Raw genomic sequence first — 25,270 nt, 5'->3', positions numbered from 1 at the left:
ACCGTCGTGAGGGTGACCGGGGTTCGCGTCCGCCGTTCCAGCGCGACGACCGTCGTGAGGGTGACCGGGGTTCGCGTCCGCCGTTCCAGCGCGACGACCGTCGTGAGGGTGACCGGGGTTCGCGTCCGCCGTTCCAGCGCGACGACCGTCGTGAGGGTGACCGGGGTTCGCGTCCCGCGTTCCAGCGCGACGACCGTGACCGCGGGCCGCGTCGGGACGACCGTGGGGACCGCGGCTTCCGCCGGGACGACCGGGGCGGCGACCGTCCCCCGTTCCGCCGCGACGACAACCGAGGCGGCGGCTTCCGCCGCGACGACAACCGCAGCGGCGGTTTCCGCCGCGACGACCGCCGCGACGACAACCGAGGTGGCGGCTTCCGCCGCGACGACAACCGCAGCGCCGGCTTCCGTCGCGACGACCGCCGTGACGACGGTCGTGTCGAGCGGCGCGACGACCGTCGTGGTGAGGACCGTGGTGGTTTCCGGGGTCGCGACGACCGGGGTGAGCGGGGCGGTTTCCACCGCGACGACCGCCGGGACGACCGCGGTGGCCGACCCGGTGGCTTCCGGGGCCGTGACGACCGCCGGGACGACCAGCGTGGTGGTGGCCGGTTCCGTGATGAGCGGGACCGGGACCGGGAGCCGATCAAGCGGCTGCCGATCCCGGAGGACGTCACCGGTGACGAGATCGACAAGGACGTCCGGCAGGAGCTTCAGAGCCTGCCCAAGACGCTCGCTGAGGATGTCGCCAAGAACCTGGTGATGGTCGCCCGCCTGCTCGACGAGGACCCCGAGGGCGCGTACGGCTACTCCAAGGTGGCCCTGCGTCTGGCGTCCCGCGTGGCCGCAGTACGGGAGGCCGCCGGGTTCGCCGCGTACGCCACCCAGAAGTACGCCGAGGCCCTCGGGGAGTTCCGGGCCGCCCGGCGGATGACCGGCACCGTGGAGCTGTGGCCGGTCATGGCCGACTGCGAGCGCGGACTCGGACGGCCGGAGAAGGCGCTGGACATGGCCGGCGCCCCGGAGGTGCACAAGCTGGACAAGGCCGGGCAGGTCGAGATGCGGCTCGTCGCCGCCGGTGCCCGGCGTGACATGGGGCAGCTGGACGCGGCCATCGTGACCCTCCAGAGCCCCGAGCTGGCCTCCCAGTCGGTGCAGCCGTGGACCGCTCGTCTGCGCTACGCGTACGCCGACGCGCTGCTGGCCGCCGACCGGGAGCGCGAGGCGCGCGAGTGGTTCGCCAAGGCCGTCGAGGCCGACCGTGACAGCAGCACGGACGCGTCGGACCGGCTCGCCGAGCTGGACGGCGTGGAGTTCGTCGACGCCCTGGCCGAGGATGAGTCGGAGGAGCCCGTCGAGGTTGACGAGTCCGCCGAGTCGGAGGAGCCCGTCGAGGTCGACGAGTCCGCCGAGTCGGAGGAGCCCGAGGAGGCCGAGGAGGCTGTCGGGATCGACGAGGTCGAGGTGTCCGACGAGCTCGCCGAAGCCGAGGAGCCGGGCAAGCCCGCCGGGGTCGTCGGAGCCGCCGAATCCGAGAAGGCCGGGGATGCCGGGGATGTCGCCTCCCCGGACGCCGGTGACAAGGACTGACCCAGGTCGGTGACGAAGAGGGCGGGCTCCCCGGGGAGCCCGCCCTCTTTTTTCGTGCCGTTCTGTTGCCGTGTGTTGTGCCGTTGCTCGTGCCCGGTCAGATGTCCAGCGCGCGCAGGACCAGCCCCGAGGCCGGTTTCGGGCCGAACGACGTCGACTTGCGGGGCATCGTGACGCCCTGCCGGGCCAGGTCGCGGACGACCTCCTCGCGGACCGGGTGCATCAGGACGGCCGTGCCGCCGTCGCGTTCCGCCTTCTCGACCGTCGCCGCCGTGTCGTGTATGTAGGCGATGTGGGCCGGGGAGTCCTCCGGGATCCGCCAGACGTGCTCCAGCAGCGTGGTGTGCAGGACCGTCGCGTCCAGGGAACGCCAGGCGGCCGGGCGGTCAGCCGGGATCGTCCGGGCCAGCAGGTCCGGATCCGGGCGGTCCAGGAGGTGGAAGGCGCCGTCCCCGGCCAGCAGGAAGGCGTTGCCCTCGCAGGAGGCGTCCGCGAGCACCTCCAGGGCCTGCGGCAGCCCCACGTCGAGGCGCTGTGTCCGGAACAGGCCCGACACGGCCGACAGGGCGTCGGCGACCGGCAGGCCGTGCAGCAGCCGGTGGATGGCGCGGACCCGCAGCGGATAGCGGGCCGTGTCCACCAGGAGGACCAGGCCGTGGTCCCAGGGACTGGGGGAGGGATGTTCGGCGCGCAGCCGCAGGTAGGTGGCCCAGCGGTGGTGGCCGTCGGCGATCAGGGCCTGCCGGCCGGAGAGGTCGGACCGGATGAGGGTGAGGTCGTCGGGGTCGGTGACGGACCACAGCCGGTGGTGGAAGCCGTCCTCGGTGGTCGTGGCCAGCAAGGGCGGGCGGCCGGCCGTGCGCTCGACGACCTCGGCGGCGGTGCCGTCGCCCCGGTACGTCAGCAGCAGCGGCTCCAGGTTCGCGCGCGTCGCGCGCATCAGGGCGGCGCGGTCGGCGACCACGGGCGGCATGACGTCCTCGTGCGGAAGCACCACGCCCTCGGCGGGATCCGTGACGCGCAGGGTGCCGATGACCCCGCGCTGGAGCATGCCGTCGGTGTCCTGCTGCTCGTACACGTAGAGGCCGGGTTTCCGGTCCGCGGTGAGGATGCCCTCGTCCAGCCAGCGCCGGAGGGTGTCGGCCGCCTGCTCGGTGCGGGCGCTCGGCGTGCCTGCCTGGGGCAGGATCAGCCGGACGATGTTGTAGGGGTCGGCGGACTGGAGGTGGTGCAGGCCGTCGGGGCGCACGACGACGTCGTAGGGAGGGGACGTGACGGAGGCGAGGCTGCCGACCCGGTCGGGGTCGTAACGGAGGCCTCGGAACGGTGTGAGTTCCAGGCCTCGGCGCGCCGTTGCCTCCGAGTGACCTGCTGTCTTCATCCCGGCATCGTACGTGGGGCCGGCGGTGTGCGGGATGATCGGGGGAAAGGCGAGCGAACGAGGAGCGATGCGAAATGAGCCAGGGTGTCAGGACGAGGCCCGAGAGCAGTGAGCGGCCCCTGAACGAGGCGTACGACACGGCGCTCCTCGATCTGGACGGGGTGGTGTACGCGGGCGGGAACGCGATCGCGCACGCGGTCGACTCGCTGGCGGCGGCCCGCGAGGACGGTATGCGTCTCGCCTATGTCACCAACAACGCGCTGCGGACCCCGGACGCCGTGGCCGGGCACCTCACGGAGCTGGGGATACCGACGGGTGCCGGTGATGTCATCACCTCCGCTCAGGCCGTCGCGCGGTTGGTCGCCGAGCAGGTGCCGGCCGGGGCGCGGGTGCTGGTGATCGGCGGGGAGGGGCTGCGGGTGGCGCTGCGCGAGCGCGGCCTGGTGCCGGTGGAGTCGGCGGACGACGACCCGGCGGCGGTCGTGCAGGGGTACGGCGGGCCCGATCTGCCGTGGGGGCGGTTCGCGGAGGCGTCGTACGCGGTCAGGCGCGGGGTGCCGTGGTTCGCGTCCAACACCGATCTGACGATCCCGAGCGCGCGGGGCATCGCACCGGGCAACGGGGCGGCCGTGGAGGTCGTGCGCATCGCGACCGGGTCCGAGCCGCAGGTTGCGGGGAAGCCGTTGCCCCCGATGCACCGGGAGACGATCATCCGGACGGGTGCCGAGCGCCCGCTGGTGGTCGGGGACCGGCTGGACACGGACATCGAGGGCGCGTTCCACGGCGAGGTCGACTCGCTGCTGGTGCTGACCGGCGTCACCGACGCGCCGCAGCTGCTCGCCGCGCCGCCGCGGCACCGGCCGACGTTCGTGGACGCCGATCTGCGCGGGCTGCTCACCGGGCAGCCGGAGGTCGCCGCGGAGGGCGACGGTTTCCGCTGCGGTGGCTGGACGGCGGCAGCCGGGTCCGGCCGGCTGGCGCTGGAGGGTGACGGGGCGGCGCTGGACGGGCTGCGGGCGTTGTGCGCGGCGGCGTGGACGGCGGCCGGGGACGGCGCGTGCGAGCTGGACGCGGGCAAGGCGCTGGACCGGCTGGGGTTGTGAGGCCGCTGTCCAGGAAGGCGGTTCGAGTTCCGTCTTGCGGGGGATGCGTCGACACCAGGGGCCCGAATAATAGGCAGGGTAGGCTAACCTAACCGGGTGTTGGTCGACAGTCCTCCGGAACAGCGCGCGGAAGCCGCGGCCGCGCCCCCGACCCGCCGAGCGGCAAGGGCCGTCGGGCTCCTGCTCTCGGCCGTGCTCCTGGCGCTCGTCGCCCTGGCGAGTATCGCGATCGGGGCGAAGGCGCTGTCCCCGGACCAGGTCTGGCACGGCCTCTTCCACGCCTCGGGGACCTACGGGGACGTCGTCGTGGACGACCGGCTCGCGCGCACGGTCCTCGGGCTCCTGGTGGGCGCCGCGCTCGGTCTGTCGGGTGCGGTGCTCCAGGCGCTGACCCGCAATCCGCTGGCCGACCCGGGGCTGCTCGGCATCAACGCGGGCGCCTCCGCCGCCGTCGTCACCGCCCTCACCTACGGCGGCGTCACCAGCCTGACCGGATATGTGTGGTTCGCGTTCCTCGGCGCCGCGGCGGTCGGCGCGCTGGTGTGGTTCCTCGGCGGCAGCCGGGGCGCCACCCCGGTGCGGCTCGCGCTCGCCGGTACGGCGATCAGCGCCGCCCTCTACGGCTATCTCCAGGCCGTGATGATCACGGATGGCGCGGCGCTGGCCAAGCTGCGCTTCTGGACGGTCGGTTCACTGGCCTCGGCCACCGACTCGACCATCCTCCAGGTGCTGCCGTTCCTCGCGGCCGGCACCGTCCTCGCGCTCGCCCTGGCCCGGCCGCTGAACGCCGTCGAGATGGGCGACGACACCGCCCGGGCCCTCGGCGCGAACCTCGACCGGACCCGCGCGCTGGCCATGCTGTCCGCCGTGGTGCTGTGCGGTGCGGCGACCGCCGCCTGCGGCCCGATCGTCTTCGTCGGCCTGATGGTCCCGCACGTGGTGCGTTCCTTCACCGGCCCCGACCTGCGCTGGATCCTGCCGTACGCCACGGTGCTGTCGCCCGTGCTGCTGCTCGGAGCCGACGTCCTCGGGCGGGTCGTGGCCCGGCCCTCCGAGGTGCAGGCCGGCATCGTGACCGCGGTCGTCGGCGGCCCGGTCTTCATCTTTCTCGTACGACGGCGGAGGACGGCCCAGCTGTGAAGACCCACTCCAGGAGCCGTGCCGTCCGCATGCCCGGCGGGCTGTCCCTGCGGCTGGACCCGCGTGCCCTGACGGTCGTCGTGCTGGTGCTGGCCGCCGCGCTCGCCGCCGGGATCGCGCTGATCGGCACCGGCGAGGCGAGGATCCCGGTGGCCGACGTGCTCAGGACGCTCGCCGGGAACGGCACCGCCTACCAGGACTTCATCGTCGAGGAGTTGCGGCTGCCGCGGGTCCTCGTCGGCCTGCTGGTCGGTGCGTCGCTGGGGCTCGGCGGCGCCCTGTTCCAGTCCGTCTCCCGCAACCCGCTGGGCAGTCCGGACGTGCTCGGCCTGTCGCAGGGATCGACGGCCGGCGCGCTCGTGGTGATCGTGCTGATGTCCGGCGGCGCCGCCCAGGTCACCGCCGGCGCGCTGATCGGCGGCCTGGTGACCGGGCTCGCCATCTATCTGCTCGCCTGGAAGCAGGGCGTGCACGGATACCGGCTGGTCCTGGTCGGCATCGGCGTCAACGCGCTCGTCACCGCGGTCAACGGCTACCTGCTCACCAAGGCCGACCTGGTCGACGCGGCCCGCGCGGTGGTGTGGATGACCGGCTCGCTGGACGGCCGCGACTGGAACCAGGTCCAGCCGCTCCTCGCCGTGTGCGCCGTCCTCGTCCCCATGGTCCTCGTCAACGCGCGCGGCCTGCGGATGATGGAGATGGGCGACGACGTCGCGAACGCGCTCGGTGTACGCGTGCAGCGCGTCCGGCTCCTGCTGATGGTCTGCGCCGTCCTGCTCACCGCCACCGCCACCGCCGCCGCGGGCCCCGTCAGCTTCGTCGCGCTCACCGCGCCGCAGCTCGCCCGGCGCCTGACCCGCTCCCCGGGTCCGAACCTGGTCCCCTCCCTCTGCATGGGGGCCGCCCTGCTGGTCGCCGCCGACTGGGCCTCCCAGCGCCTGTTCGGCGCCGACCAGCTGCCCGTCGGCGTCGTCACCGGCGTCCTCGGCGGCGGGTATCTGCTGTGGCTGCTGGTCGCCGAGCGCAGGGCGGGCCGGATATGAGCGGCGCCTCCCCGAACACCCCTCGCACGGCACCGGCCCCCGCTCCCCGATCCGGCCCGATCCGAACGAAAGACCCCAGGAGCACTGTGAACCGCCTGTCCGCCGAGAACGTCACCCTCGCCTACGACCAGCGCGTCATCGCGGACCAGCTGTCGGTGGAGATCCCCGACCACTCGTTCACGGTGATCGTCGGCCCGAACGCGTGCGGCAAGTCGACGCTGCTGCGGGCGCTGTCCCGGATGCTCAGGCCGAGCCGGGGCCGGGTGCTGCTGGACGGGCAGGCCATCCGGTCGATGCCCGCGAAGAAGGTGGCGCGGACCCTCGGTCTGCTGCCGCAGTCGTCCGTCGCGCCCGACGGGATCACCGTCGCCGACCTCGTCGGCCGGGGCCGCTACCCGCACCAGGGCCTGCTGCGCCAGTGGTCCGCGCAGGACGAGCGGGTCGTCCAGGAGTCGATGCGGCGGACCGGGGTCGACGCGCTGGCGGACCGGTACGTGGACGAACTGTCCGGCGGGCAGCGCCAGCGCGTGTGGATCGCCATGGCGCTGGCCCAGGAGACCCCGCTGCTGCTGCTCGACGAACCGACCACCTACCTCGACATCCAGCACCAGATCGACATCCTCGACCTGTGCGCCGAGCTGCACGAGACACAGGGCCGCACCCTGGTCGCCGTCCTGCACGACCTGAACCACGCCGCCCGCTACGCCACCCATCTGATCGCCCTGCGCGGCGGCGAGGTGGTCGCCGAGGGCGCCCCGGGAGACATCGTCACGGCCGGGCTGGTCGAGGAGGTCTTCGGGCTGCGCTGTCAGGTCATCGACGACCCCGAGACCGGTACCCCGCTGGTGGTGCCGGCCGCCCGGAAGGCGCGGGCGCGGCGGGTCACAGCAGCTTCCTGAGCCGGAACAGGTCCAGCAGGCTCGCCTCCAGCCGCACCCGGCCCGAGCCCCAGGCGGTCGCGAAGTTCAGCCCGCCGCCCACCAGGGCCATCAGGTCGTCGCCGGCCATGGCGAGCCGGATCTGCGCCCGTTCGGGCGGGTGCCCCGGGTGGGTCGCGTCGACCTCGATCCGACCGCCGGTCAGCCGGCCCGCGAAGGTGACGTCGAGATCGGTGATGTGACAGCTCACCGAGCGGTCCAGGGCGGCGGCGGCGCGGACCTCGCCCCCTGCCCCCTGCATGTTGTCCGAAAGCTTGCCCAGTGCGGCGCGGCACTCCTCGATCGTGGCCATCGCCACCGACGGTACCCCAGCGGTTCGGGGTAGCGTCTGGGCATGAGCGAGTCCGTGTCCGAGGCCGGGACCGCCGCGGCGGAGCCCGCGTACGACCCCGCCGCCCCGGCCCCCCTGAACATCCCGCGCACCCCCACCGGCGACGCCGGGGTCGACGCCCTGCTGGAGCGGCTGGCCGACGCCGGCCACCTCGCCACCGACGGGCACACCGAGGTGTACGAGGATGTGCACCGGGGGCTGCGCGACGCGCTCACCGCGCTCGACGCCCGCCCGGGACCGCCGGTTCCGGACCGTCACCCGATCGCCGCCCCCCGGTGAGGCCCTCCGGGTCGCATCCCTCGACCGCCGTACGAATAGCAGGAGCTGAACCGAACGTGGCAGGAGTCGCACGCCGCCGTCTCGACGCCGAGCTGGTCCGCCGGAAGCTCGCGCGCTCGCGCGAGCACGCCGGCCAGCTGATCGCCGCCGGCCGGGTCACCGTCGGCCGGACCGTGGCGACCAAGCCGGCCACCCAGGTGGAGGCCGCGGCGGCGATCGTGGTCCGCGCCGACGACAGCGACCCGGACTACGTGTCCCGGGGCGGGCACAAGCTCGCCGGGGCGCTCGCCGCCTTCGTGCCGCAGGGCCTCGCCGTCGAGGGCCGGCGCGCGCTGGACGCCGGCGCGTCCACCGGCGGCTTCACCGACGTCCTGCTGCGCGCGGGCGCCGCCCACGTCGTCGCGGTGGACGTCGGCTACGGGCAGCTCGCCTGGAGTCTGCGCAACGATGAACGCGTCACCGTCAAGGACCGTACGAACGTACGCGAGTTGACGCTGGAGGCGATCGATGGGGAACCGGTGGATCTAGTCGTGGGTGATCTGTCCTTCATCCCGCTCGGGCTGGTGCTGCCCGCCCTGAAGCGGTGTGTGAAGCCGGACGCCGACCTGGTGATGATGGTCAAGCCGCAGTTCGAGGTGGGGAAGGAACGGCTCGGCAGCGGAGGTGTCGTACGGAGCCCGCAGCTGCGGGCGGAGGCCGTGCGGGGAGTGGCCCGGAAGGCCTGGGAGCTGGGACTCGGGGTGCGTGGCGTCACCGCGAGCCCGCTGCCCGGGCCCTCGGGGAACGTGGAGTACTTTCTCTGGCTGCGGGCGGGAGCACCCGAGGTGGACCCGGCCGACGTCGACCGTGCAGTGGCGGAGGGGCCCCGGTGACACAGAACCTGGCGCGTACTGTCTTCCTGCTCGCCCACACCGGGCGGCCCGCGGCGATCCGCAGCGCGGAACTCGTCGTCAAGGGCCTGCTCCGGCACGGCATCGGGGTGCGGGTACTGGAGGAGGAGGCCCGCGACCTGCCGCTCCCCGACGAGGTGGGGCTCGTCAAGGAGGCCACCCCGCAGTGCCTCGACGGGTGCGAGCTGCTGATCGTGCTCGGTGGTGACGGCACGTTGCTGCGCGGCGCCGAGTTCGCGCGGGCCTCCGGGGTCCCGATGCTCGGCGTCAACCTCGGGCGCGTCGGCTTCCTCGCCGAGGCCGAACGCGACGACCTGGACCGCGTGGTGGACCGGGTGGTGGCACGGTCGTACGAGGTCGAGGAGCGGATGACCGTGGATGTCGTCGTGCACCGCAACGGGGACATCGTGCACACCGACTGGGCGCTGAACGAGGCTGCCGTGCAGAAGGCCGGCGCCGAGAAGCTGCTGGAAGTCGTGCTGGAGATCGACGGGCGGCCGGTGACGGGGTTCGGGTGCGACGGGGTCGTCCTGTCCACGCCCACCGGGTCCACCGCGTACGCGTTCTCCGCCGGCGGGCCGGTGGTGTGGCCCGAGGTGGAGGCGCTGCTGATGGTGCCGATCAGTGCACACGCCCTGTTCGCCAAGCCGCTGGTCACCTCGCCGGACTCGGTGCTGGCGGTGGAGGTCCTGCCGCACGTTCCGCCCGGCGTCCTGTGGTGCGACGGACGGCGGACCGTCGAGCTGCCGCCGGGGGCGCGGGTGGAGGTGCGGCGGGGAGCGGTGCCGGTGCGGCTCGCCCGGTTGCACCACTCGTCGTTCACGGACCGGATCGTGGCCAAGTTCGCGCTGCCGACCACCGGATGGCGGGGAGCGCCGCACTAGCGGATCGTGGGGCTCGGCGTGGTCCGCCGGCGGGTGCGGGTGCTTCCTGGCTCGTCGGGCGGTCCGCCGCGCCCCGTCGGCGGGACCACTCGCCGGGGTGACACGGGCGGGCCGTGTGCGCTCCCCGCCCCGGACCTCGTATGGTCTGTTCCGTGTTGGAGGAGATGCGGATACGGTCACTCGGGGTCATCGACGACGCTGTGGTCGAGCTGTCACCGGGGTTCACCGCTGTCACCGGTGAGACGGGTGCCGGCAAGACGATGGTGGTCACGAGCCTGGGGCTGCTGCTCGGCGGCCGGGCCGACCCGGCGCTGGTGCGGATCGGCGCGGAGAAAGCCGTCGTCGAGGGGCGGATCGCCGTACCCGCCGACGCCACCGCCGTCGTCCGGGCCGAGGAGGCGGGCGCCGAGCTGGACGACGGGGCCCTGCTCATCACCCGTACCGTCTCCGCCGAGGGCCGCTCCCGCGCGCATCTGGGCGGACGCAGCGTGCCCGTCGGGCTGCTCGCCGAGCTGGCCGACGACCTGGTGGCCGTGCACGGGCAGACCGACCAGCAGGGGCTGCTGAAGCTGTCCCGGCAGCGCCAGGCCCTGGACCGGTACGCGGGCGAGGCCGTCGCCGTGCCGCTCGCCGCCTACACGGAGGCGTACCGGCGGCTGCGGGCCGTCTCCGCCGAGCTGGAGGAGATCACCACCCGTGCCCGGGAGCGGGCGCAGGAAGCCGACCTGCTGCGGTACGGGCTGGACGAGATCGCCGCCGTGGAGCCGCGGCCCGGGGAGGACGCGGAGCTGGCAGAGGAGGCGGACCGGCTCGGGCACGCCGAGGCACTGGCGTCCGCCGCGACGGCCGCGCACGCCGCTCTCGCGGGCAACCCGGAGGACCCGGAGGGGATCGACGCCTCGACCCTCGTCGCGGGCGCCCACCGGGCGCTGGAGGCCGTACGCTCCCACGACCCGGCGCTGGCCGCGCTCGCCGACCGGGCCGGGGAGATCGGCATCCTGCTCGGCGACGTGGCGGGCGAGCTGGCCGGATACGCCGACGACCTGGACGCCGATCCGCTGCGGCTGGCCGCCGTGGAGGAACGGCGGGCCGCGCTCACCGCGCTGACCCGCAAGTACGGCGAGGACGTCGACGCCGTCCTCGCCTGGGCCGAGCAGAGCGCCTCGCGCCTCACCGAGCTGGACGGCGACGACGAGCGGACCGGTGAGCTGATCGCCGAGCGGGACGCCCTGCGCGCCGAGCTGGGCGGGCTGGCACAGGCGCTGACCGACGCGCGCGCCGAGGCCGCCGAGCGGTTCGCCGCCGCGGTGACCGCCGAGCTGGCCTCGCTGGCGATGCCCCACGCGCGCGTGTCCTTCGACATCCGGCAGACCGAGGACCCCGAGGGCGTCGAGGTCGGCGGCCGTACGGTCGCCTACGGGCCGTCGGGCGCCGACGAGGTCGAGCTGCTCCTCGCCCCGCACCCCGGCGCCCCGCCCCGCCCCATCGCCAGGGGTGCGTCCGGCGGTGAGCTGTCCCGGGTGATGCTGGCCGTCGAGGTCGTGTTCGCGGGCACCGACCCGGTCCCGACGTACCTCTTCGACGAGGTCGACGCCGGGGTCGGCGGCAAGGCCGCGGTCGAGATCGGCCGGCGCCTGGCGAAGCTCGCCCGGACCGCGCAGGTCGTCGTGGTCACCCACCTGCCGCAGGTCGCCGCGTTCGCCGACCGGCAGCTGCTGGTGGAGAAGACCGACGACGGGTCGGTCACCCGTTCCGGCGTGAAGGTCCTGGAGGGCGAGGACCGCATCCGCGAGCTGTCGCGGATGCTGGCGGGCCAGGAGGACTCCGAGACGGCCCGGGCGCACGCCGAGGAGCTCCTGGCGACGGCCCGGGCCGCCCTGTGAGCCGGCGTCCCCGCCGGTGACCAGGGTGGCGCGATGATCGGCGCGACGCGGTCGTCCCGCGTCTTCCTCCTCGCCGCCGGACTCACCCGGGCCGGCCAGGCCCTGCTGCGCGCCCGGGCGCCCGGGGGGCGGGAGCGCTGGGAGCGGACGAACCACGCCGGGCGCACCGTCGGGCTGTACGCCGGTCCGGCCGCGGCCCTCGGCGCGTCCCTCGCCGTGGCCCGGGTGCGTCCCGGGGCCGGACTCGCGGTCCTCGCCGCCGGGGCGTGCGGGGCGTACGACGACGTGGCCGGGGACCACCGGCGCGGCTTCCGCGCGCACCTGGGGGCGCTGAGGGACGGGGAGGTCACCAGCGGCGCCGTGAAGCTGTTCGGGATCGGGGCGGCCGGGCTGGCCGCGGGAGCCCTGCTGAAGGAACACCCGCTCGACCGGCTGCTCGCCGGCATCGCCGTCGCAGGCACCGCCCACCTGGTCAACCTCGTGGACGTGCGGCCCGGACGGGCCGCCGGCGCGGTGCTCCTGCTCGGCGCGCCGGCGGTGGTGCGCGCGGGGGCCGGCGGGCAGCTCGCCGCCGGTGCGCTGGGGGCGGCCGCGGCCGTGCTGCCGGAGGACGTGGCGGAGCGGACGATGCTCGGGGACACGGGGGCGCACTCCCTCGGTGCCGCGCTGGGGGCGGCCGTGGCGGCGGGAAACCGGCGCGCGGGGTTGCTCGCCCACGCGGTCGCGGTGGTGGCGGCGGCCCGGTACGGGGACCGGGTCAGCGCCTGGACGCGCGCCATGGGCTGCTGACCTCACCGTATGCCGGGCCGTCGTTCGGCCATGGCGGAATTTCCCTCCCCCGTGTGGGTGATGTGCTCCGGCGCATTGCCCCGGCCCGCCGCGTGGTGCGCCCTCCTGGCCGTCCCTGAACAGCCGTACGCCCTGGCATGCTTGGCAGGGAACGGGGGGCGGGTGGCGGGTCCGGACCGTTCGCGCGGGAGGCGCGCGGGGCGCGCCCTTCCGGCCCCCTGAGCCCGCTACCTTCTGTACGTTTCCTCGTACCGCCCACGCGAACCAGGAGCCCCGGCCACGTGACCCCCGTGAGCAGCAACGCACCGCACGGCCAGTCGCCGCTGCGCACCGTGCAGGTGCTCGGTGGAGGCAACGCCGGCAGCAGCGCGCACGTGCGGTCCCTGGCCCAGGGGCTCGTGGCGCGGGGCGTGCGGGTCACCGTGTGCGCCCCCGTCGAGGCCGAACGCGCCTACGACTTCACCGGAGCCGGCGCCGAACACGTGCACGTGCCGCGCAGCAGCGACCCGGTCTCCGTGGCCGCGCTCCGCACGGCCTGCGCCCATGCCGACCTGGTGCACGCGCACGGTCTGCACGCCTCCTTCCGGACCGTGCTCGCACTCGGCGGACGCGGCACCCCGCTGGTGGTCACCTGGCACGGCCGCACCCGCGCCGAGGGCCCGCGGGCACAACTGCTGCGGGTGCTCGAGCGTCGGGTCGTGCGGACCGCGGCCGTGGTCCTCGGCACCAGCTCCGACCTGGTCGACCTGGCCCGGCGGTGCGGTGCGCGCGACGCCCGGCTCGCGGCCGTCGCCCTACCGGACCGGCGTCGGCCCGGACATCCGGCGGACCCGGACGACCCCGACCTGCTGCGGCTCAAGACCCGGGCCGAACTCGGCGCCACCGGGCGCCCGTTGCTCATCACCGTCGGCTCCCTGGACCGGCAGCGCGGCTACGGCGTCCTGCTGGACGCGTCCCGGGCCTGGCGGGACCTCGACCCCGTTCCGCTGGTGGTGATCGCGGGCGAGGGGCCGCTGCGTCCGGTGCTCCAGCGGCGCATCGAGGACGAGGAACTTCCGGTACGGCTCGTCGGACGCCGGGACGACGTGCCCGAGCTGCTCGCCGCCGCCGATCTGGCGCTGCTGACGAGCAGTTGGGAGGCGCGGTCCGTCCTCGCCCAGGAGGCGCTGCACGCGCGCGTGCCGCTCGTCGCGACCCGCGTCGGCGGCATCCCGGACCTCGTCGGCGACGCGGCGGCCCTCGTCCCCTACGGCGACGCGGACGCCCTGGCCGCCACCGTCGTACGGCTGCTGGCCGACCCCGGATGGTGCGCGGGGCTGCGCGAGCGCGGGGCGCGGCAGGCGGCGACGTGGCCGACGGAGGACGAGACCGTCGCCCAGGTGCTCAGCGTCTACGACGAGTTGACCCAGCCCCGGCCCCTTGCCTGAGCGGCGGCGGGGCTACGGCACATGGCGGCGGGCTCGCAGGGCCAGGCTCAGGGCCAGGACCGTCTGCGGGTCGTCGAGGTCGGTGCCCAGCAGCTCACCGATCCGGGCGAGCCGGTTGTAGAGGGTCTGCCGGTTGAGGTGCAGCTCGCGGGCGGTCTCCGCCTTGCGGCCGGCGTGCGCCAGATAGGTCTCCAGGGTGGGCAGCAGCGGTGGCCGCGAGCGGTGGTCGTGCTCGCGCAGCGGGCCGATCGCGCGGTCGACGAAGGCCGCCAGGTCCGGATGTTCGCGCAGCCGCCACAGCAGCAGGTCGATGTCGAGGCGGCGGGCGTCGTACCAGGGCCGGTCGCTCAGGCCCTGCGCCGCGGTCGCCGTCTCCGCCGCGTGCCGCAGCCCCGCCGAGGCGGCCGCCCAGCCACCGGCCACGCCGACGACGACCACCGGGGGAGGGGAGCCCGGCCGCCGCATCCCGGCCCGCTCGACACCCGCCCGCAGCGCCGCCGCCACCCGGTCCGCGACCACTGCCCGCTCCGACTCCGAGCGCAGCCCCAGCAGCACCGGCACCCGGCCCTCCACCGGCCGCACCCCCAGCAGCACCGGTACCCCCACCGCGGCCAGCTCCTCCGAGACGGCCCGGGCCAGCACCGCCCAGCCCCCGCCGGGCGCCAGGGCGTCCCCGACGCGCATGACGACGGGCAGCAGCGGGCTGTCGCCGGGCTTGAAGCCGAGGACCCGGGCCTGCGCGGGCGCGTCCTCCGCCGCGATCCGCCCCTCGGCGAGGTCGGTGAGGAAGTCACCGCGCCCGCGCGCCGCCAGCTCCTCCTCCTGCCGGGCCTGCATCAGCACCACGGCCAGGATGCCCGCGGCCCGCTCGGCGGCAATCCGGTGCACCGGGGCCAGCGGCGCCCGCACCGGCAGCAGGACGAGACGGGCGCGCACCGAACCCGTCGTACCGGGTCCGCCGCCGGGCACGTCGACCAGGACCGAACCGGCGGGCGGCGGGGCGTCCTTGTGCGGGCCGCGCAGTCCCTCCCACACCTGGAGCGGGTCCGCGCCCTCGGGTCCGGGCCCGGCGGCGTACAGCAGGCGGCCGTCGGCGGTCTCCAGGAACACCGGGTTGCCGCCGAAGTCGGCCAGGATGCCCAGGACCTGCGGCACCCCGCCGCCGCCCAGCAGGGCCTCCGTGCACCGCCGGTGCACCTCCTCCGCCCGCTGGAGCAGCGCGTAGTGGTGATTGACGATCTCGGTGTGGACTTCCTCGGTCACCGTCACGAACGGCACCTCGCGGTGCAGCTGGACCAGGGGCAGGCCGGCCGTCCGTGCGGTGTCCACCAGGGCGGCGGGCAGCCGGGCGAACCGCGGGCCCAGCTCCACCACCAGGGCGGCGATCCCGCGCTCGGCGAGGGTGCGGACGAAGGCCCGCTGCTCGGCCGGGCGGGTGCCCACGCCGTAACCGGTGGTGAGCAGCAGCTCGCCGCCCTTGAGCAGTGAGGCGATGTTCGGCACCTCACCGGCGTGCACCCAGCGCACGGTACGGCCGAGCCGGTCGGCGCCCGCCAGGATCTCCGGCAGCCCGCTGCGCAGCCCGGGCAGCTCCAGCGCCCGCTGCACGGTGATACCGGCGCCCTGGGTGTCGAAACGGTGGTCCGTACGGCTGTCCATGCAGCGGACGCTACCTGCGCAAACGGCCCGATGACAGGTCCGGCGGCCGGCTACACCGGCCTGATGTTGTGGTTGAAGCGGAACACGTTGTCGGGGTCGTACCGCCGCTTCACCTTCTCCAGGCGCAGGATGTTGCCGACGCCCAGGCCCGCCCGGACCCGCTCGGGTCCCTCGGCGCCGACGAAGTTGAGGTGGACGGCGCCCGTGCTCCACGGCCTCAGGCCGGCGCAGACGTCCCGCACCCAGCCGGTCGCCCGCTCGTCGTCGGCCGGCTCCGCCCAGAGGGCGAACGGGTGCGCGGCCCAGGGCGCGTCCCGGTAGGGCACCGGGTACTCGCGCGGGCCGGCGGCGATCGCCCCGCCCTGGGGGAACAGGAGGTGCCGGCAGCCGGCCGGCACCGGCAGGCCGTCCGCGCGGGCGCACAGGACGTCCACCACCTCGTCCGGCAGCCCGGTCAGGCACTGCGCCGACCAGTGGTGGCGCAGCCCGGGCGGGACGTCCAGCATGCACTGCACGTCGGCGTACGGCATGTCACCGGCCAGCTCCACCTCGTGCGGCAGCGCGAGCAGCGGCCCGGCGAGCTTGCGCAGGTCGTCCTCGCCGCCCGCGTACGTCAGCAGCACCCCGCACAGCGGCGTGCCCACCAGCCGCTCCGGCACGAACTCCGCGGGCGGGCCGACCCCGTAGAGCATCGCGCCGCCCAGCTCGTCGGGCCCGTCGGCGATGACCTCACCGAAGGTGCGGACGGCGTCGGGGCCGGACTCGGGGAGGTACAGCAGCAGGACGACGGAGAACTCCGGCAGCTCGTGCAGCCGCAGGGTGAGCGCGGTGGCGACGCCGAAGTTGCCGCCCCCGCCGTGCAGCGCCCAGAAGAGCTCGGGGTTCTCGTCGGCGCCGGCGTGCACCCGCTCGGCGTCGGCGGTCACCAGCTCGACTTCGAGGAGGTTGTCGGCGGCGAGACCGAAGGCACGGTCCAGCCAGCCGGTGCCGCCGCCCAGGACGAGTCCGCCGACGCCGGTGGTGGAGACCCGGCCGCCGGTGGTCGCGAGGCCGTACGGCTCGGTGGCCCGGTCCAGATGGCTCATCGTGGCGCCGCCTCCGATCCGGACCACCGCGGCCGCCGGGTCGACACTCACCTCGTGCATCCGGCGCAGGTCCACCACGAGCGCCCCGTCGCCGAGCGCCGCACCGGCCACGCCGTGCCCGCCGCCGCGCACCGCGATCGGCAGATCCAGCTCCCGGCCGAAACGCACCGCCCGGACCACGTCGGTTGCGTCCGCGCACTGGGCGATCACGGCCGGCCGCCGGTCGATCATCGCGTTGAGGACCGTACGGGCCTCGTCGTAACCCGGGTCGGCCGGGGCGAGCACCGCGCCGACCAGATCGTCGCGCAGCGCGTCCAGGGCCGCGCCCGCCTTCGAGAGGGAAGCCATGGCCGCCCCCTTCCGCAACAGGGGCTGTCGTCCGCCTCCAGCCTAGGCCGTCCCGCCGGCTTCGACGGGCCCTGTCCTCCGGTCGCGTTCAGCCGCCGTACGCCCCCGAGGCGGTCAGGCGCAGGGCCGTGTCGATCAGCGGGACGTGGCTGAACGCCTGCGGGAAGTTGCCGACCTGGCGCTTCAGGCGCGGGTCCCACTCCTCGGCGAGCAGACCGAGGTCGTTGCGCAGGGAGAGGAGCTTCTCGAACAGCCTGCGGGCCTCGTCCACCCGGCCGATCATCGCCAGGTCGTCCGCCATCCAGAACGAGCACGCCAGGAAGGCGCCCTCGTCGCCCGGCAGGCCGTCGACGCCCGCGTCGTCGCCCTCCGTCGGGTAGCGCAGGATGAACCCGTCGGCGGTGGACAGCTCCCGCTGGATCGCCTCGATGGTGCCGATCACCCGCTTGTCGTCCGGCGGCAGGAAGCCCATCTGGGGGATGAGCAGCAGCGAGGCGTCCAGCTCACGGGAGCCGTAGGACTGGGTGAAGGTGTTGCGCTCCTGGTCGTAGCCCTTCTCGCAGACGTCCCGGTGGATGTCGTCGCGCAGTTCCTTCCAGCGCTCCAGCGGGCCGTCCGCGTCACCGGACTCGATCAGCTTGATGGTGCGGTCCACCGCGACCCAGGCCATCACCTTGGAGTGCACGAAGTGCCGGCGCGGGCCGCGCACCTCCCAGATGCCCTCGTCCGGCTCCTGCCAGTGGTCCTCCAGGTAGCGGATCAGCTTCAGCTGGAGCAGCGAGGCGTAGTCGTTGCGGGCCAGGCCCGTCATGTGGCCCAGGTGCAGGGCTTCGGTGACCTCGCCGTACACGTCCAGCTGGAGCTGGTGCGCGGCGCCGTTGCCGACCCGGACCGGGGCCGAGTTCTCGTAGCCCGGCAGCCAGTCCAGCTCGGCCTCGCCCAGCTCCCGCTCGCCGGCGATGCCGTACATGATCTGGAGGTTCTCGGGGTCGCCGGCCACCGCCCGCAGCAGCCACTCGCGCCAGGCGCGGGCCTCCTCGCGGTAGCCGGTGCGCAGCAGCGAGGAGAGGGTGATCGCCGCGTCGCGCAGCCAGGTGTAGCGGTAGTCCCAGTTGCGGACGCCGCCGATGTCCTCGGGCAGGGAGGTGGTGGGGGCCGCGACGATGCCGCCCGTGGGGGCGTACGTCAGCGCCTTCAGGGTGATCAGCGAGCGCACCACGGCCTCGCGGTACGGCCCGTGGTACGTACAGTGCTCGACCCACTCGCGCCAGAAGGTCTCCGTCGCCTCCAGCGACTGCTCCGGCTCCGGCAGCGGCGGCGGCTGCTTGTGGGAGGGCTCCCAGGAGATCGTGAAGGCGATCCGGTCACCCGGGGCGACCGTGAAGTCCGCGTACGTGGTCAGCGCCTTGCCGTAGGTCTCGGCCTCCGTGTCGAACCACACGGAGTCCGGCCCGGCGACGGCCACCGTGCGGCCCTCGTGCTTGTGCACCCACGGCACCACACGGCCGTAGGAGAACCGCATCCGCAGGGCGGAACGCATCGGCACCCGGCCGGTGACGCCCTCCACGATCCGGATCAGCTGGGGGGCGCCGTCACGCGGCGGCATGAAATCGGTCACGCGCACCGTGCCGCGCGGGGTGTCCCACTCGGATTCCAGGATCAGCGAGTCGCCGCGGTAGCCGCGCCGGGCCGCCGTGGGCGGCTCGGCGTCGGCCGCGTGCGCCGGGCCGAGCCGCCAGAAGCCGTGTTCCTCGGTGCCCAGCAGGCCGGCGAAGATGGCATGCGAGTCGAAGCGGGGCAGGCACAGCCAGTCCACCGTGCCGTCCCGGCAGACCAGTGCCGCGGTCTGCATGTCTCCGATGAGTGCGTAGTCTTCGATGCGCCCGGCCACGTGCAACTCCAGTCGAACGGCCACGTCACCCCCGCGCAGGGGGATATCGCTTAGTGCGGTCAAGGGGGTCGTTGTTGTGCGTCATTGAGCGGTGAAGCAAAGCAGCCCGCCGAGCCCTGAGGCAACACGACAAGTCTTTGCTCAACGAACTGCCGCGCTCTCGTTGTTCCGGTGTGATGCAGCGGGGGTGTGCCGTCTTTTCCGGCCGGGCTCGGCAGCGAGTGTCCGAGCAGGATACGACGCACCCAGATGATCCGCGCGCCGCTCCGGACAACCCGTGTGGGCCGAACGGGTGACCGGTGGGGTGAGAACTGTCCGTAGTGACGTACGTGACGGAGCGGCCTGTGCCCGGGCGTGCGCGGAGGGTGCCCGGGAGCCATCCCGTCCGGGCGCTGATACGCTGGTAGCCCGTGGAGCGGTGGGCGACGAACCCCCGAACCGCAGCGACGGCACCCCGGGCCCTTCCCGTCCGGCAGCCGCCCCGCATCACAGACAGCGACCACGGGAGCCCCCTCTTGGCCATGCCCTCCAAATCCACGACGACCAAGCACATCTTCGTCACCGGGGGTGTCGCCTCCTCGCTCGGCAAGGGGCTGACGGCCTCCAGCCTGGGCATGCTGCTCAAGGCTCGCGGCCTGCGCGTCGTGATGCAGAAGCTCGACCCGTACCTGAACGTCGACCCGGGCACGATGAACCCCTTCCAGCACGGTGAGGTGTTCGTCACGAACGACGGCGCCGAGACCGACCTGGACATCGGCCACTACGAGCGCTTCCTCGACCGCGACCTGGACGGCAGTGCCAACGTCACCACCGGTCAGGTCTACAACACGGTGATCGCCAAGGAGCGCCGCGGCGAGTACCTGGGCGACACCGTCCAGGTGATCCCGCACATCACCAACGAGATCAAGCACCGCATCCGCCGCATGGCGACCGACGAGGTCGACGTCGTCATCACCGAGGTCGGCGGCACCGTCGGCGACATCGAGTCGCTGCCGTTCCTGGAGACGGTCCGCCAGGTCCGCCACGAGGTCGGCCGGGACAACGTCTTCGTCGTGCACATCTCGCTGCTGCCGTACATCGGCCCGTCGGGCGAGCTGAAGACCAAGCCCACCCAGCACTCGGTGGCCGCGCTGCGCAACATCGGCATCCAGCCCGACGCGATCGTGCTGCGCTGCGACCGCGAGGTGCCCACCGCCATCAAGCGGAAGATCTCGCTGATGTGCGACGTGGACGAGGCCGCCGTCGTCGCCTGCCCGGACGCCCGCTCGATCTACGACATCCCGAAGACCGTGCACGGCGAGGGCCTGGACGCCTACGTCGTCCGCAAGCTCGACCTGCCCTTCCGGGACGTGGACTGGACGACCTGGGACGACCTGCTCGACCGGGTCCACAACCCGGACCACGAGATCACCCTCGCGCTGGTCGGCAAGTACATCGACCTGCCCGACGCCTACCTCTCGGTCACCGAGGCGCTGCGGGCCGGCGGATTCGCCCACCGCGCCCGGGTCAAGATCAAGTGGGTGACCTCGGACGACTGCAAGACCCCGGCCGGCGCCCAGGCCCAGCTCGGTGACGTCGACGGCATCTGCATCCCCGGCGGCTTCGGCGACCGCGGTGTGCTCGGCAAGGTCGGCGCCATCCGCTACGCCCGCGAGAACCGGATCCCGCTGCTCGGCCTGTGCCTGGGCCTCCAGTGCATCGTGATCGAGGCGGCCCGCAACCTGGCCGGGATCCCGGACGCCAACTCCACCGAGTTCGACCCGGCGACCGGCCACCCGGTCATCTCCACCATGGCCGAGCAGATGGACATCGTCGCCGGTGAGGGCGACATGGGCGGGACGATGCGGCTGGGCATGTACCCGGCCAAGCTCGCCGAGGATTCCATCGTGCGCGAGGTGTACGACGGCCGGGAGTACGTCGAGGAGCGCCACCGCCACCGCTATGAGGTGAACAACGCCTACCGCGCGGAGCTGGAGAAGAAGGCCGGCATCCTGTTCTCCGGCACCTCCCCGGACGGCAAGCTCGTCGAGTACGTGGAGTACCCGCGGGAGGTCCACCCCTATCTGGTCGCCACCCAGGCGCACCCGGAACTGCGCTCGCGCCCGACCCGTCCGCACCCGCTCTTCGCCGGCCTGGTGAAGGCGGCCGTCGAACGCCAGCAGCAGGGCTGACACGCGCGGAAGATCGCGAAGTGATCCACCGGTTGTACGGTGGCCGGGGTGCACACCTGAGAAGGGTGGGCACCCCGGTTTTGTCTGTGCGCACGTGGAAGGACAGGGCATGACGATCAAGGACACCCCCGAGGAGTGGGAGATCCGGGCGACCGACACCCCTTTCGTGGGCGGCAAGACATCCGTCCGCACGGACGACGTGGTCATGCCCGACGGCTCGGTGGCCGGCCGTGACTACCAGGTCCACCCCGGCTCGGTCGCCGTCCTCGCCCTGGACGACGAGGACCGGGTCCTGCTCATCAACCAGTACCGGCACCCGGTCCGGCACCGGCTGTGGGAGATCCCGGCAGGCCTGCTGGACGTGCCCGGCGAGAATCCGCTGCACGCCGCCCAGCGGGAGCTGTACGAGGAGGCGCACGTCAAGGCCGGCGACTGGCGGGTGCTGACCGACGTCTACACCACCCCCGGCGGCTGCGACGAGGCCGTACGGATCTTCCTCGCCCGGAACCTGTCCGAGGCCGATCAGCGGCGCTTCGAGGCGGAGCACGAGGAGACCGACATGGAGCACGCGCGCGTGCCGGTCGAGGAACTGGTGCGCCGGGTGCTGTCCGGGGACGTGCACAACAACTGCCTCGTCGTCGGGGTGCTCTCCCTGGTGGCGGCCCGCGGCGGGGACGGGCTGGACGCGCTGCGCCCGGCCGACGCCCCGTGGCCCGCGCGTCCCTTCAGCTCCTGACGTCATCCGTCCGGCGCAGTGGTGTGACGATCGCCTGATCCGATCGGGCGATTCGTTCGCCGTGCTCCTCACGGGAGGTAGCAGAGCGTGAACTAGGCTCTGCAAAACGCCCGTACCGGAAGACACCGGCGGGCTTTGCGCGTGCGGTGGGACGGGAGCGTGGCCCGTGACGGATCAGGTGGTGGACACAGGCGAGGTGCGGCCGGCCGCGCACCCGGCCGCGCGGGACCGTTTCCTGGGCCGCGCACGCGAGCTGAAGGAACTGCGCGCCGACATCGAGCGCGCGGGCCTGGACACGCTCTCCGGCCGCAAGGCCCCCCGCGCGCGCGTGCTCCTCATCGCGGGCCGCCCCGGCTCGGGCCGCACCAGCCTCGCCGAGGAACTCGTCCGCCAAGTCGCCGGCCGCTACCCCGACGGGGTGCTGCGGGCCCGGCTGAGCGAACCCGACGGCACGCCGGTGCCCGTCGAACGGGCCGCCCGCGATCTGCTGGGCGCCCTGGGCCTGCCCGCACCGGCCGGGGCCGCCGAGGACGACCTCACCGCTGCCCTGCGCGGCGCCCTCGCCGGCCGGCGCATGCTGCTCCTGCTGGACGACGCCGCCGGTGCCGACCAGGTCGACGCGCTGCTCCCGGACGCCCCGGACTGCCTGGCGGTGGCCGTCTCCGGCGGCCCGCTCACCGGCATCGCGGACGTCCGCCCCTGCACACTCGGCGGGCTGGACACCAAGTCCGCCGTGGAGCTGCTCACCCGCTACGCCGGCACGGTCCGCGTCACCGTCGACCCCCGTTCCGCGGAGAGCCTGGCCGAGGCCTGCCAGGGACACCCGGCCGCGCTCGTCCTGGCCGGCGGCTGGCTGGCGGCCCGGCCCCAGGCCGCCGTCGCCGACCTCGCCAAGCGGATGCACGCGGACAGCGACGACGGCGCCGACGGCGCGGACGCCGGCCCGACGGCCCGGGTCCTGCGGCTCGTGTACGAACAGCTGCCCGGCCAGGGCGCCCGGATACTGCGACTGCTCAGCCTCGCCCCGGCCGGCCTGGTCGACCCGCACACCGCGTCCTCCCTGGCCGGCTGCTCGGTCGACGCCGCCCGAGCCGTCCTGGAGGACTTCGTCGCCCTCGGCCTGCTGCGCGCGGTGGACTCCCCGCTGCCCCAGTACGACGTCCCCGGCTGGCTGCACCCGCTGCTGCGCGTCCTCGCCGCCGGCCAGGAGCGGCCCGCGGACCTCCAGCTGGCCCGGGCCCGGATGCTGGAGCGGACGGTGCGGCTGCTGCACTCCTGCCGCGTCATCACCGAGACGGACAGTCCGCAGGCCCGGGAGAAGCTGAGCGCCATGCCCCGGGAGGTGCGCTTCCCCACCCCGCGGGCGGCGGCCGACTGGCTGCGCATCCGGCGGCCCGCCCTGCTGGCGTCCGCCCGGCTCGCGGTGGCCGACGGAGAGCTGGACACCCTGGCGAGGCGGCTGCTGTCCCAGCTGGTCAGGGCCATCGCGGCGCATGTCGGCACCCAGGCCGCCGCGCCCGACCTGTACGGCGTGCACGGCCTGGTCCTGGATGTCGCCGAGCGGCGCAGGCTGCCCCGGGAGAAGGCCGCGGCCCTGTTGAATCTGGGCGATCTGGACGCGCAGACCGGCCGTACCCGGGACGCCCTGGTGCGCTACCGGGCCGCTCTGGAGGCCGGCCGCGAGGCGAACGACCCGTACGCGACCGGCCGCGCGATGGAATCCGTAGGCGGGGCCTACCAGGAGCTGGGCGACTACGACCGGGCCGCGGACTGGTTCGGCCGGGCCCTGGCCGAGCGGCTGGCCCGCGGGGAGCACCCGGAGGCCGCCCGGCTCTACGGCCGGATCGCCACCACCCACACCTACGCCGGCCGGTACGGCGAGGCGCTCAGGAACTGGCGGGCCGCGCTCGCCGGCTACCGCAGGAGCGCCGATGTCGCCGCCAGCGCGCGGGCGTTGAGTGAGATCGCCCGGGTGCAGGAGTACGCGGGGCGGCCCGAGGAGTCGCTGCGCACCTGCCAGGAGGCCGTGGACTGGGCGCGGCGCGCCGAGGACGTCCGGTTGCACGCCGCGCTGGAGCTGCGGCTGGCGGACACCCTGGACCGGATCGGCGACCCGGCGGCGGCCCGCCTGCACCGCGCGGCGGCGGAGCGCATGCTGGTCGAGGAGCCGCCTGAGGACGGTACAGGCCAGGAAAGGAACGCTGACGCCTGCGAAATCCGCAGCTCATCCGAGGAAGATTGATGCAATGAAAGGCTAGACAGCCGGAACGCCTTCATTAGACTGGCTCTGCCGCTCGTTCTCCTGCGGTGTCTCCCGGTGTGCCCTGCATGCCTGGGTATGTCATGTAATGCACCCCCCCATACCCTCTGAGCCAAGGACCGTGATCGACGTGAAGGTCGGCATCCCCCGCGAGGTCAAGAACAACGAGTTCCGGGTGGCCATCACCCCCGCCGGCGTGCACGAGCTGGTGCGCAACGGCCACCAGGTCGTCATCGAGCGGGGCGCCGGCCTCGGCTCCTCCATCACGGACCAGGAGTACGTCTCCGCCGGTGCCGCGATCCTCGAGACCGCCGACGAGGTGTGGGCCGCCGCCGACCTGCTGCTCAAGGTCAAGGAGCCGATCGCGGAGGAGTACCACCGCCTGCGCAAGGACCAGACGCTCTTCACCTACCTGCACCTGGCCGCCTCCAAGGAGTGCACGGACGCGCTGCTGGAGTCCGGCACCACGGCCATCGCCTACGAGACCGTCGAGCTGCCGGGCCGCGGCCTGCCGCTGCTCGCCCCGATGTCCGAGGTCGCGGGCCGCCTGGCCCCGCAGGTCGGCGCCTACCACCTCATGCGCGCGGCCGGCGGCCGTGGCGTGCTCCCCGGCGGAGTCCCGGGCGTGACCCCGGCCAAGGCCGTCGTCATCGGCGGCGGTGTCTCCGGCTGGAACGCCACCCAGATCGCCGTCGGCATGGGCTTCGACGTCACCCTGCTGGACCGCGACATCAACAAGCTCCGCGAGGCGGACCGGATCTTCGGCACGAAGGTCAAGGCGATCATGTCCAACTCCTTCGAGCTGGAGAAGGCCGTCCTCGACGCCGACCTGGTCATCGGCGCGGTCCTCATCCCGGGTGCCAAGGCCCCGAAGCTGGTCACCAACGAGCTGGTGTCCCGCATGAAGCCCGGAAGTGTTCTTGTCGACATCGCGATCGACCAGGGCGGCTGCTTCGAGGACTCCCGTCCCACCACGCACGCCGAGCCGACCTTCCAGGTCCACAACTCGGTCTTCTACTGCGTGGCCAACATGCCGGGCGCGGTGCCGAACACCTCCACCAACGCGCTCACCAACGCCACGCTGCCGTACATCGTCTCGCTCGCCAACAACGGCTGGGCCGAGGCGCTGCGCCGCGACGCCGCGCTCGCCAAGGGCCTCAACACCCATGACGGCAAGGTCGTCTACAAGGAGGTCGCCGAGGCCCACGGCCTGGAGCACGTCGAGCTGACCGCTCTGCTCGGCTGACCCCTCCCGACCTGGCGGGTCACCAAGTCACCGCCGGGTAAAAGGCGATTCGTCAACACGACTCGTCAACCGCGCGCACCCGGCCGGACCTTGCCGACAAGGTCCGGCCGGATGTGTGTATGGTCACTTTGCGGCACTCGGTCAACTCGCCTCGAACGTAACCCTTCGACCGATTCGCACACCGGTGAAACCTGCCG

The 25,270-nt window shown here is 73.8% G+C and carries 20 protein-coding genes and 1 pseudogene; 16 read left to right on the top strand and 5 right to left on the bottom strand.

Going from position 1 to position 25,270, the window contains the following annotated elements:
* Positions 1–608 (top strand): annotated as a pseudogene (locus ACGFT1_RS05205) (hypothetical protein); the annotation flags it as partial.
* Between the two features lie 45 nt (positions 609–653).
* A complete protein-coding gene (locus ACGFT1_RS05200) occupies positions 654–1,589 on the top strand; it encodes a hypothetical protein (protein ID WP_373907670.1) in 936 nt (311 codons plus the stop codon).
* A 97-nt stretch (positions 1,590–1,686) separates the two neighbouring features.
* On the opposite strand, the gene ACGFT1_RS05195 is transcribed toward ACGFT1_RS05200, so the two are convergent.
* The gene (locus tag ACGFT1_RS05195) at positions 1,687–2,970 is read right to left on the bottom strand and encodes a DUF1015 domain-containing protein (RefSeq protein ID WP_373907621.1); all 1,284 of its coding nucleotides are present in this window, start codon (positions 2,968–2,970) and stop codon (positions 1,687–1,689) included.
* Positions 2,971–3,044: 74 nt separating this feature from the next.
* Between ACGFT1_RS05195 and ACGFT1_RS05190 the strand changes: the two genes are divergently transcribed.
* From ACGFT1_RS05190 to ACGFT1_RS05175, 4 genes are all read left to right on the top strand, one after another.
* Positions 3,045–4,073 (top strand): HAD hydrolase-like protein, encoded by a 1,029-nt coding sequence (locus ACGFT1_RS05190; RefSeq protein ID WP_373907620.1) that lies wholly within the window; start codon positions 3,045–3,047, stop codon positions 4,071–4,073.
* Between the two features lie 96 nt (positions 4,074–4,169).
* Positions 4,170–5,213 (top strand): FecCD family ABC transporter permease, encoded by a 1,044-nt coding sequence (locus ACGFT1_RS05185; protein WP_373907619.1) that lies wholly within the window; start codon positions 4,170–4,172, stop codon positions 5,211–5,213.
* A gap of 29 nt (positions 5,214–5,242) precedes the next feature.
* Complete coding sequence (locus ACGFT1_RS05180) at positions 5,243–6,256, top strand: FecCD family ABC transporter permease (RefSeq protein WP_373907669.1); 1,014 nt, start codon at positions 5,243–5,245, stop codon at positions 6,254–6,256.
* An 86-nt stretch (positions 6,257–6,342) separates the two neighbouring features.
* Entirely contained in the window at positions 6,343–7,155 is an 813-nt protein-coding gene (locus ACGFT1_RS05175) for an ABC transporter ATP-binding protein (protein WP_373907618.1), read from the top strand.
* On the opposite strand, the gene ACGFT1_RS05170 is transcribed toward ACGFT1_RS05175, so the two are convergent.
* On the bottom strand, positions 7,139–7,486 hold the full coding sequence (locus ACGFT1_RS05170; RefSeq protein ID WP_373907617.1) for a sterol-binding protein: 348 nt from the start codon (positions 7,484–7,486) through the stop codon (positions 7,139–7,141). The genes ACGFT1_RS05175 and ACGFT1_RS05170 overlap by 17 nt on opposite strands.
* Positions 7,487–7,528: 42 nt before the next feature.
* Here ACGFT1_RS05170 and ACGFT1_RS05165 point away from each other — a divergent pair, with 42 nt between their 5' ends.
* From ACGFT1_RS05165 to ACGFT1_RS05140, 6 genes are all read left to right on the top strand, one after another.
* The gene (locus ACGFT1_RS05165) at positions 7,529–7,804 is read left to right on the top strand and encodes a hypothetical protein (RefSeq protein ID WP_373907616.1); all 276 of its coding nucleotides are present in this window, start codon (positions 7,529–7,531) and stop codon (positions 7,802–7,804) included.
* A 56-nt stretch (positions 7,805–7,860) separates the two neighbouring features.
* Entirely contained in the window at positions 7,861–8,676 is an 816-nt protein-coding gene (locus ACGFT1_RS05160; RefSeq protein ID WP_373907615.1) for a TlyA family RNA methyltransferase, read from the top strand.
* The gene (locus tag ACGFT1_RS05155) at positions 8,673–9,578 is read left to right on the top strand and encodes an NAD kinase (protein ID WP_121789511.1); all 906 of its coding nucleotides are present in this window, start codon (positions 8,673–8,675) and stop codon (positions 9,576–9,578) included. Before ACGFT1_RS05160 ends, ACGFT1_RS05155 begins: the two co-directional genes overlap by 4 nt.
* A 140-nt stretch (positions 9,579–9,718) precedes the next feature.
* Complete coding sequence (recN, locus tag ACGFT1_RS05150) at positions 9,719–11,461, top strand: DNA repair protein RecN (protein WP_373907614.1); 1,743 nt, start codon at positions 9,719–9,721, stop codon at positions 11,459–11,461.
* Between the two features lie 33 nt (positions 11,462–11,494).
* Complete coding sequence (locus tag ACGFT1_RS05145) at positions 11,495–12,250, top strand: hypothetical protein (RefSeq protein WP_373907613.1); 756 nt, start codon at positions 11,495–11,497, stop codon at positions 12,248–12,250.
* Between the two features lie 281 nt (positions 12,251–12,531).
* Positions 12,532–13,677: a glycosyltransferase family 4 protein gene (locus tag ACGFT1_RS05140; RefSeq protein WP_373907612.1), complete on the top strand. Its 1,146-nt coding sequence runs from the start codon at positions 12,532–12,534 to the stop codon at positions 13,675–13,677.
* Positions 13,678–13,689: 12 nt separating this feature from the next.
* Here the strand turns inward: ACGFT1_RS05140 and ACGFT1_RS05135 are convergent, their stop codons facing one another.
* The 3 genes from ACGFT1_RS05135 to ACGFT1_RS05125 all read right to left on the bottom strand — a co-directional run bounded on the left by ACGFT1_RS05135 (position 13,690) and on the right by ACGFT1_RS05125 (position 18,660).
* Positions 13,690–15,336 (bottom strand): PucR family transcriptional regulator, encoded by a 1,647-nt coding sequence (locus ACGFT1_RS05135; RefSeq protein WP_373907611.1) that lies wholly within the window; start codon positions 15,334–15,336, stop codon positions 13,690–13,692.
* 50 nt (positions 15,337–15,386) lie between these two features.
* Positions 15,387–16,769, bottom strand: coding sequence for an FAD-binding protein (locus ACGFT1_RS05130; protein ID WP_373907610.1), 1,383 nt, complete (start codon positions 16,767–16,769; stop codon positions 15,387–15,389).
* 88 nt (positions 16,770–16,857) lie between these two features.
* Positions 16,858–18,660 carry a glycoside hydrolase family 15 protein gene (locus ACGFT1_RS05125; RefSeq protein WP_373907668.1) on the bottom strand — a complete coding sequence of 601 codons (1,803 nt, stop codon included), beginning with the start codon at positions 18,658–18,660 and terminating at the stop codon, positions 16,858–16,860.
* 521 nt (positions 18,661–19,181) lie between these two features.
* On the opposite strand from ACGFT1_RS05125, the gene ACGFT1_RS05120 reads away from it, so the two are divergent.
* From ACGFT1_RS05120 to ald, 4 genes are all read left to right on the top strand, one after another.
* The gene (locus tag ACGFT1_RS05120; protein ID WP_373907609.1) at positions 19,182–20,831 is read left to right on the top strand and encodes a CTP synthase; all 1,650 of its coding nucleotides are present in this window, start codon (positions 19,182–19,184) and stop codon (positions 20,829–20,831) included.
* A gap of 109 nt (positions 20,832–20,940) precedes the next feature.
* Positions 20,941–21,567 (top strand): NUDIX domain-containing protein, encoded by a 627-nt coding sequence (locus ACGFT1_RS05115; protein WP_373907608.1) that lies wholly within the window; start codon positions 20,941–20,943, stop codon positions 21,565–21,567.
* 166 nt (positions 21,568–21,733) lie between these two features.
* On the top strand, positions 21,734–23,809 hold the full coding sequence (locus ACGFT1_RS05110; protein ID WP_373907607.1) for a tetratricopeptide repeat protein: 2,076 nt from the start codon (positions 21,734–21,736) through the stop codon (positions 23,807–23,809).
* A gap of 139 nt (positions 23,810–23,948) precedes the next feature.
* Entirely contained in the window at positions 23,949–25,073 is a 1,125-nt protein-coding gene (gene ald / locus ACGFT1_RS05105; RefSeq protein ID WP_373907606.1) for an alanine dehydrogenase, read from the top strand.
* Positions 25,074–25,270: the final 197 nt, after the last annotated feature.

Origin of the sequence: Streptomyces sp. Y20, assembly GCF_043195475.1 — a bacterium.
Taxonomy (GTDB): Bacteria; Actinomycetota; Actinomycetes; order Streptomycetales; family Streptomycetaceae; genus Streptomyces.
This window is presented reverse-complemented; position numbering and strand designations above follow the sequence as displayed.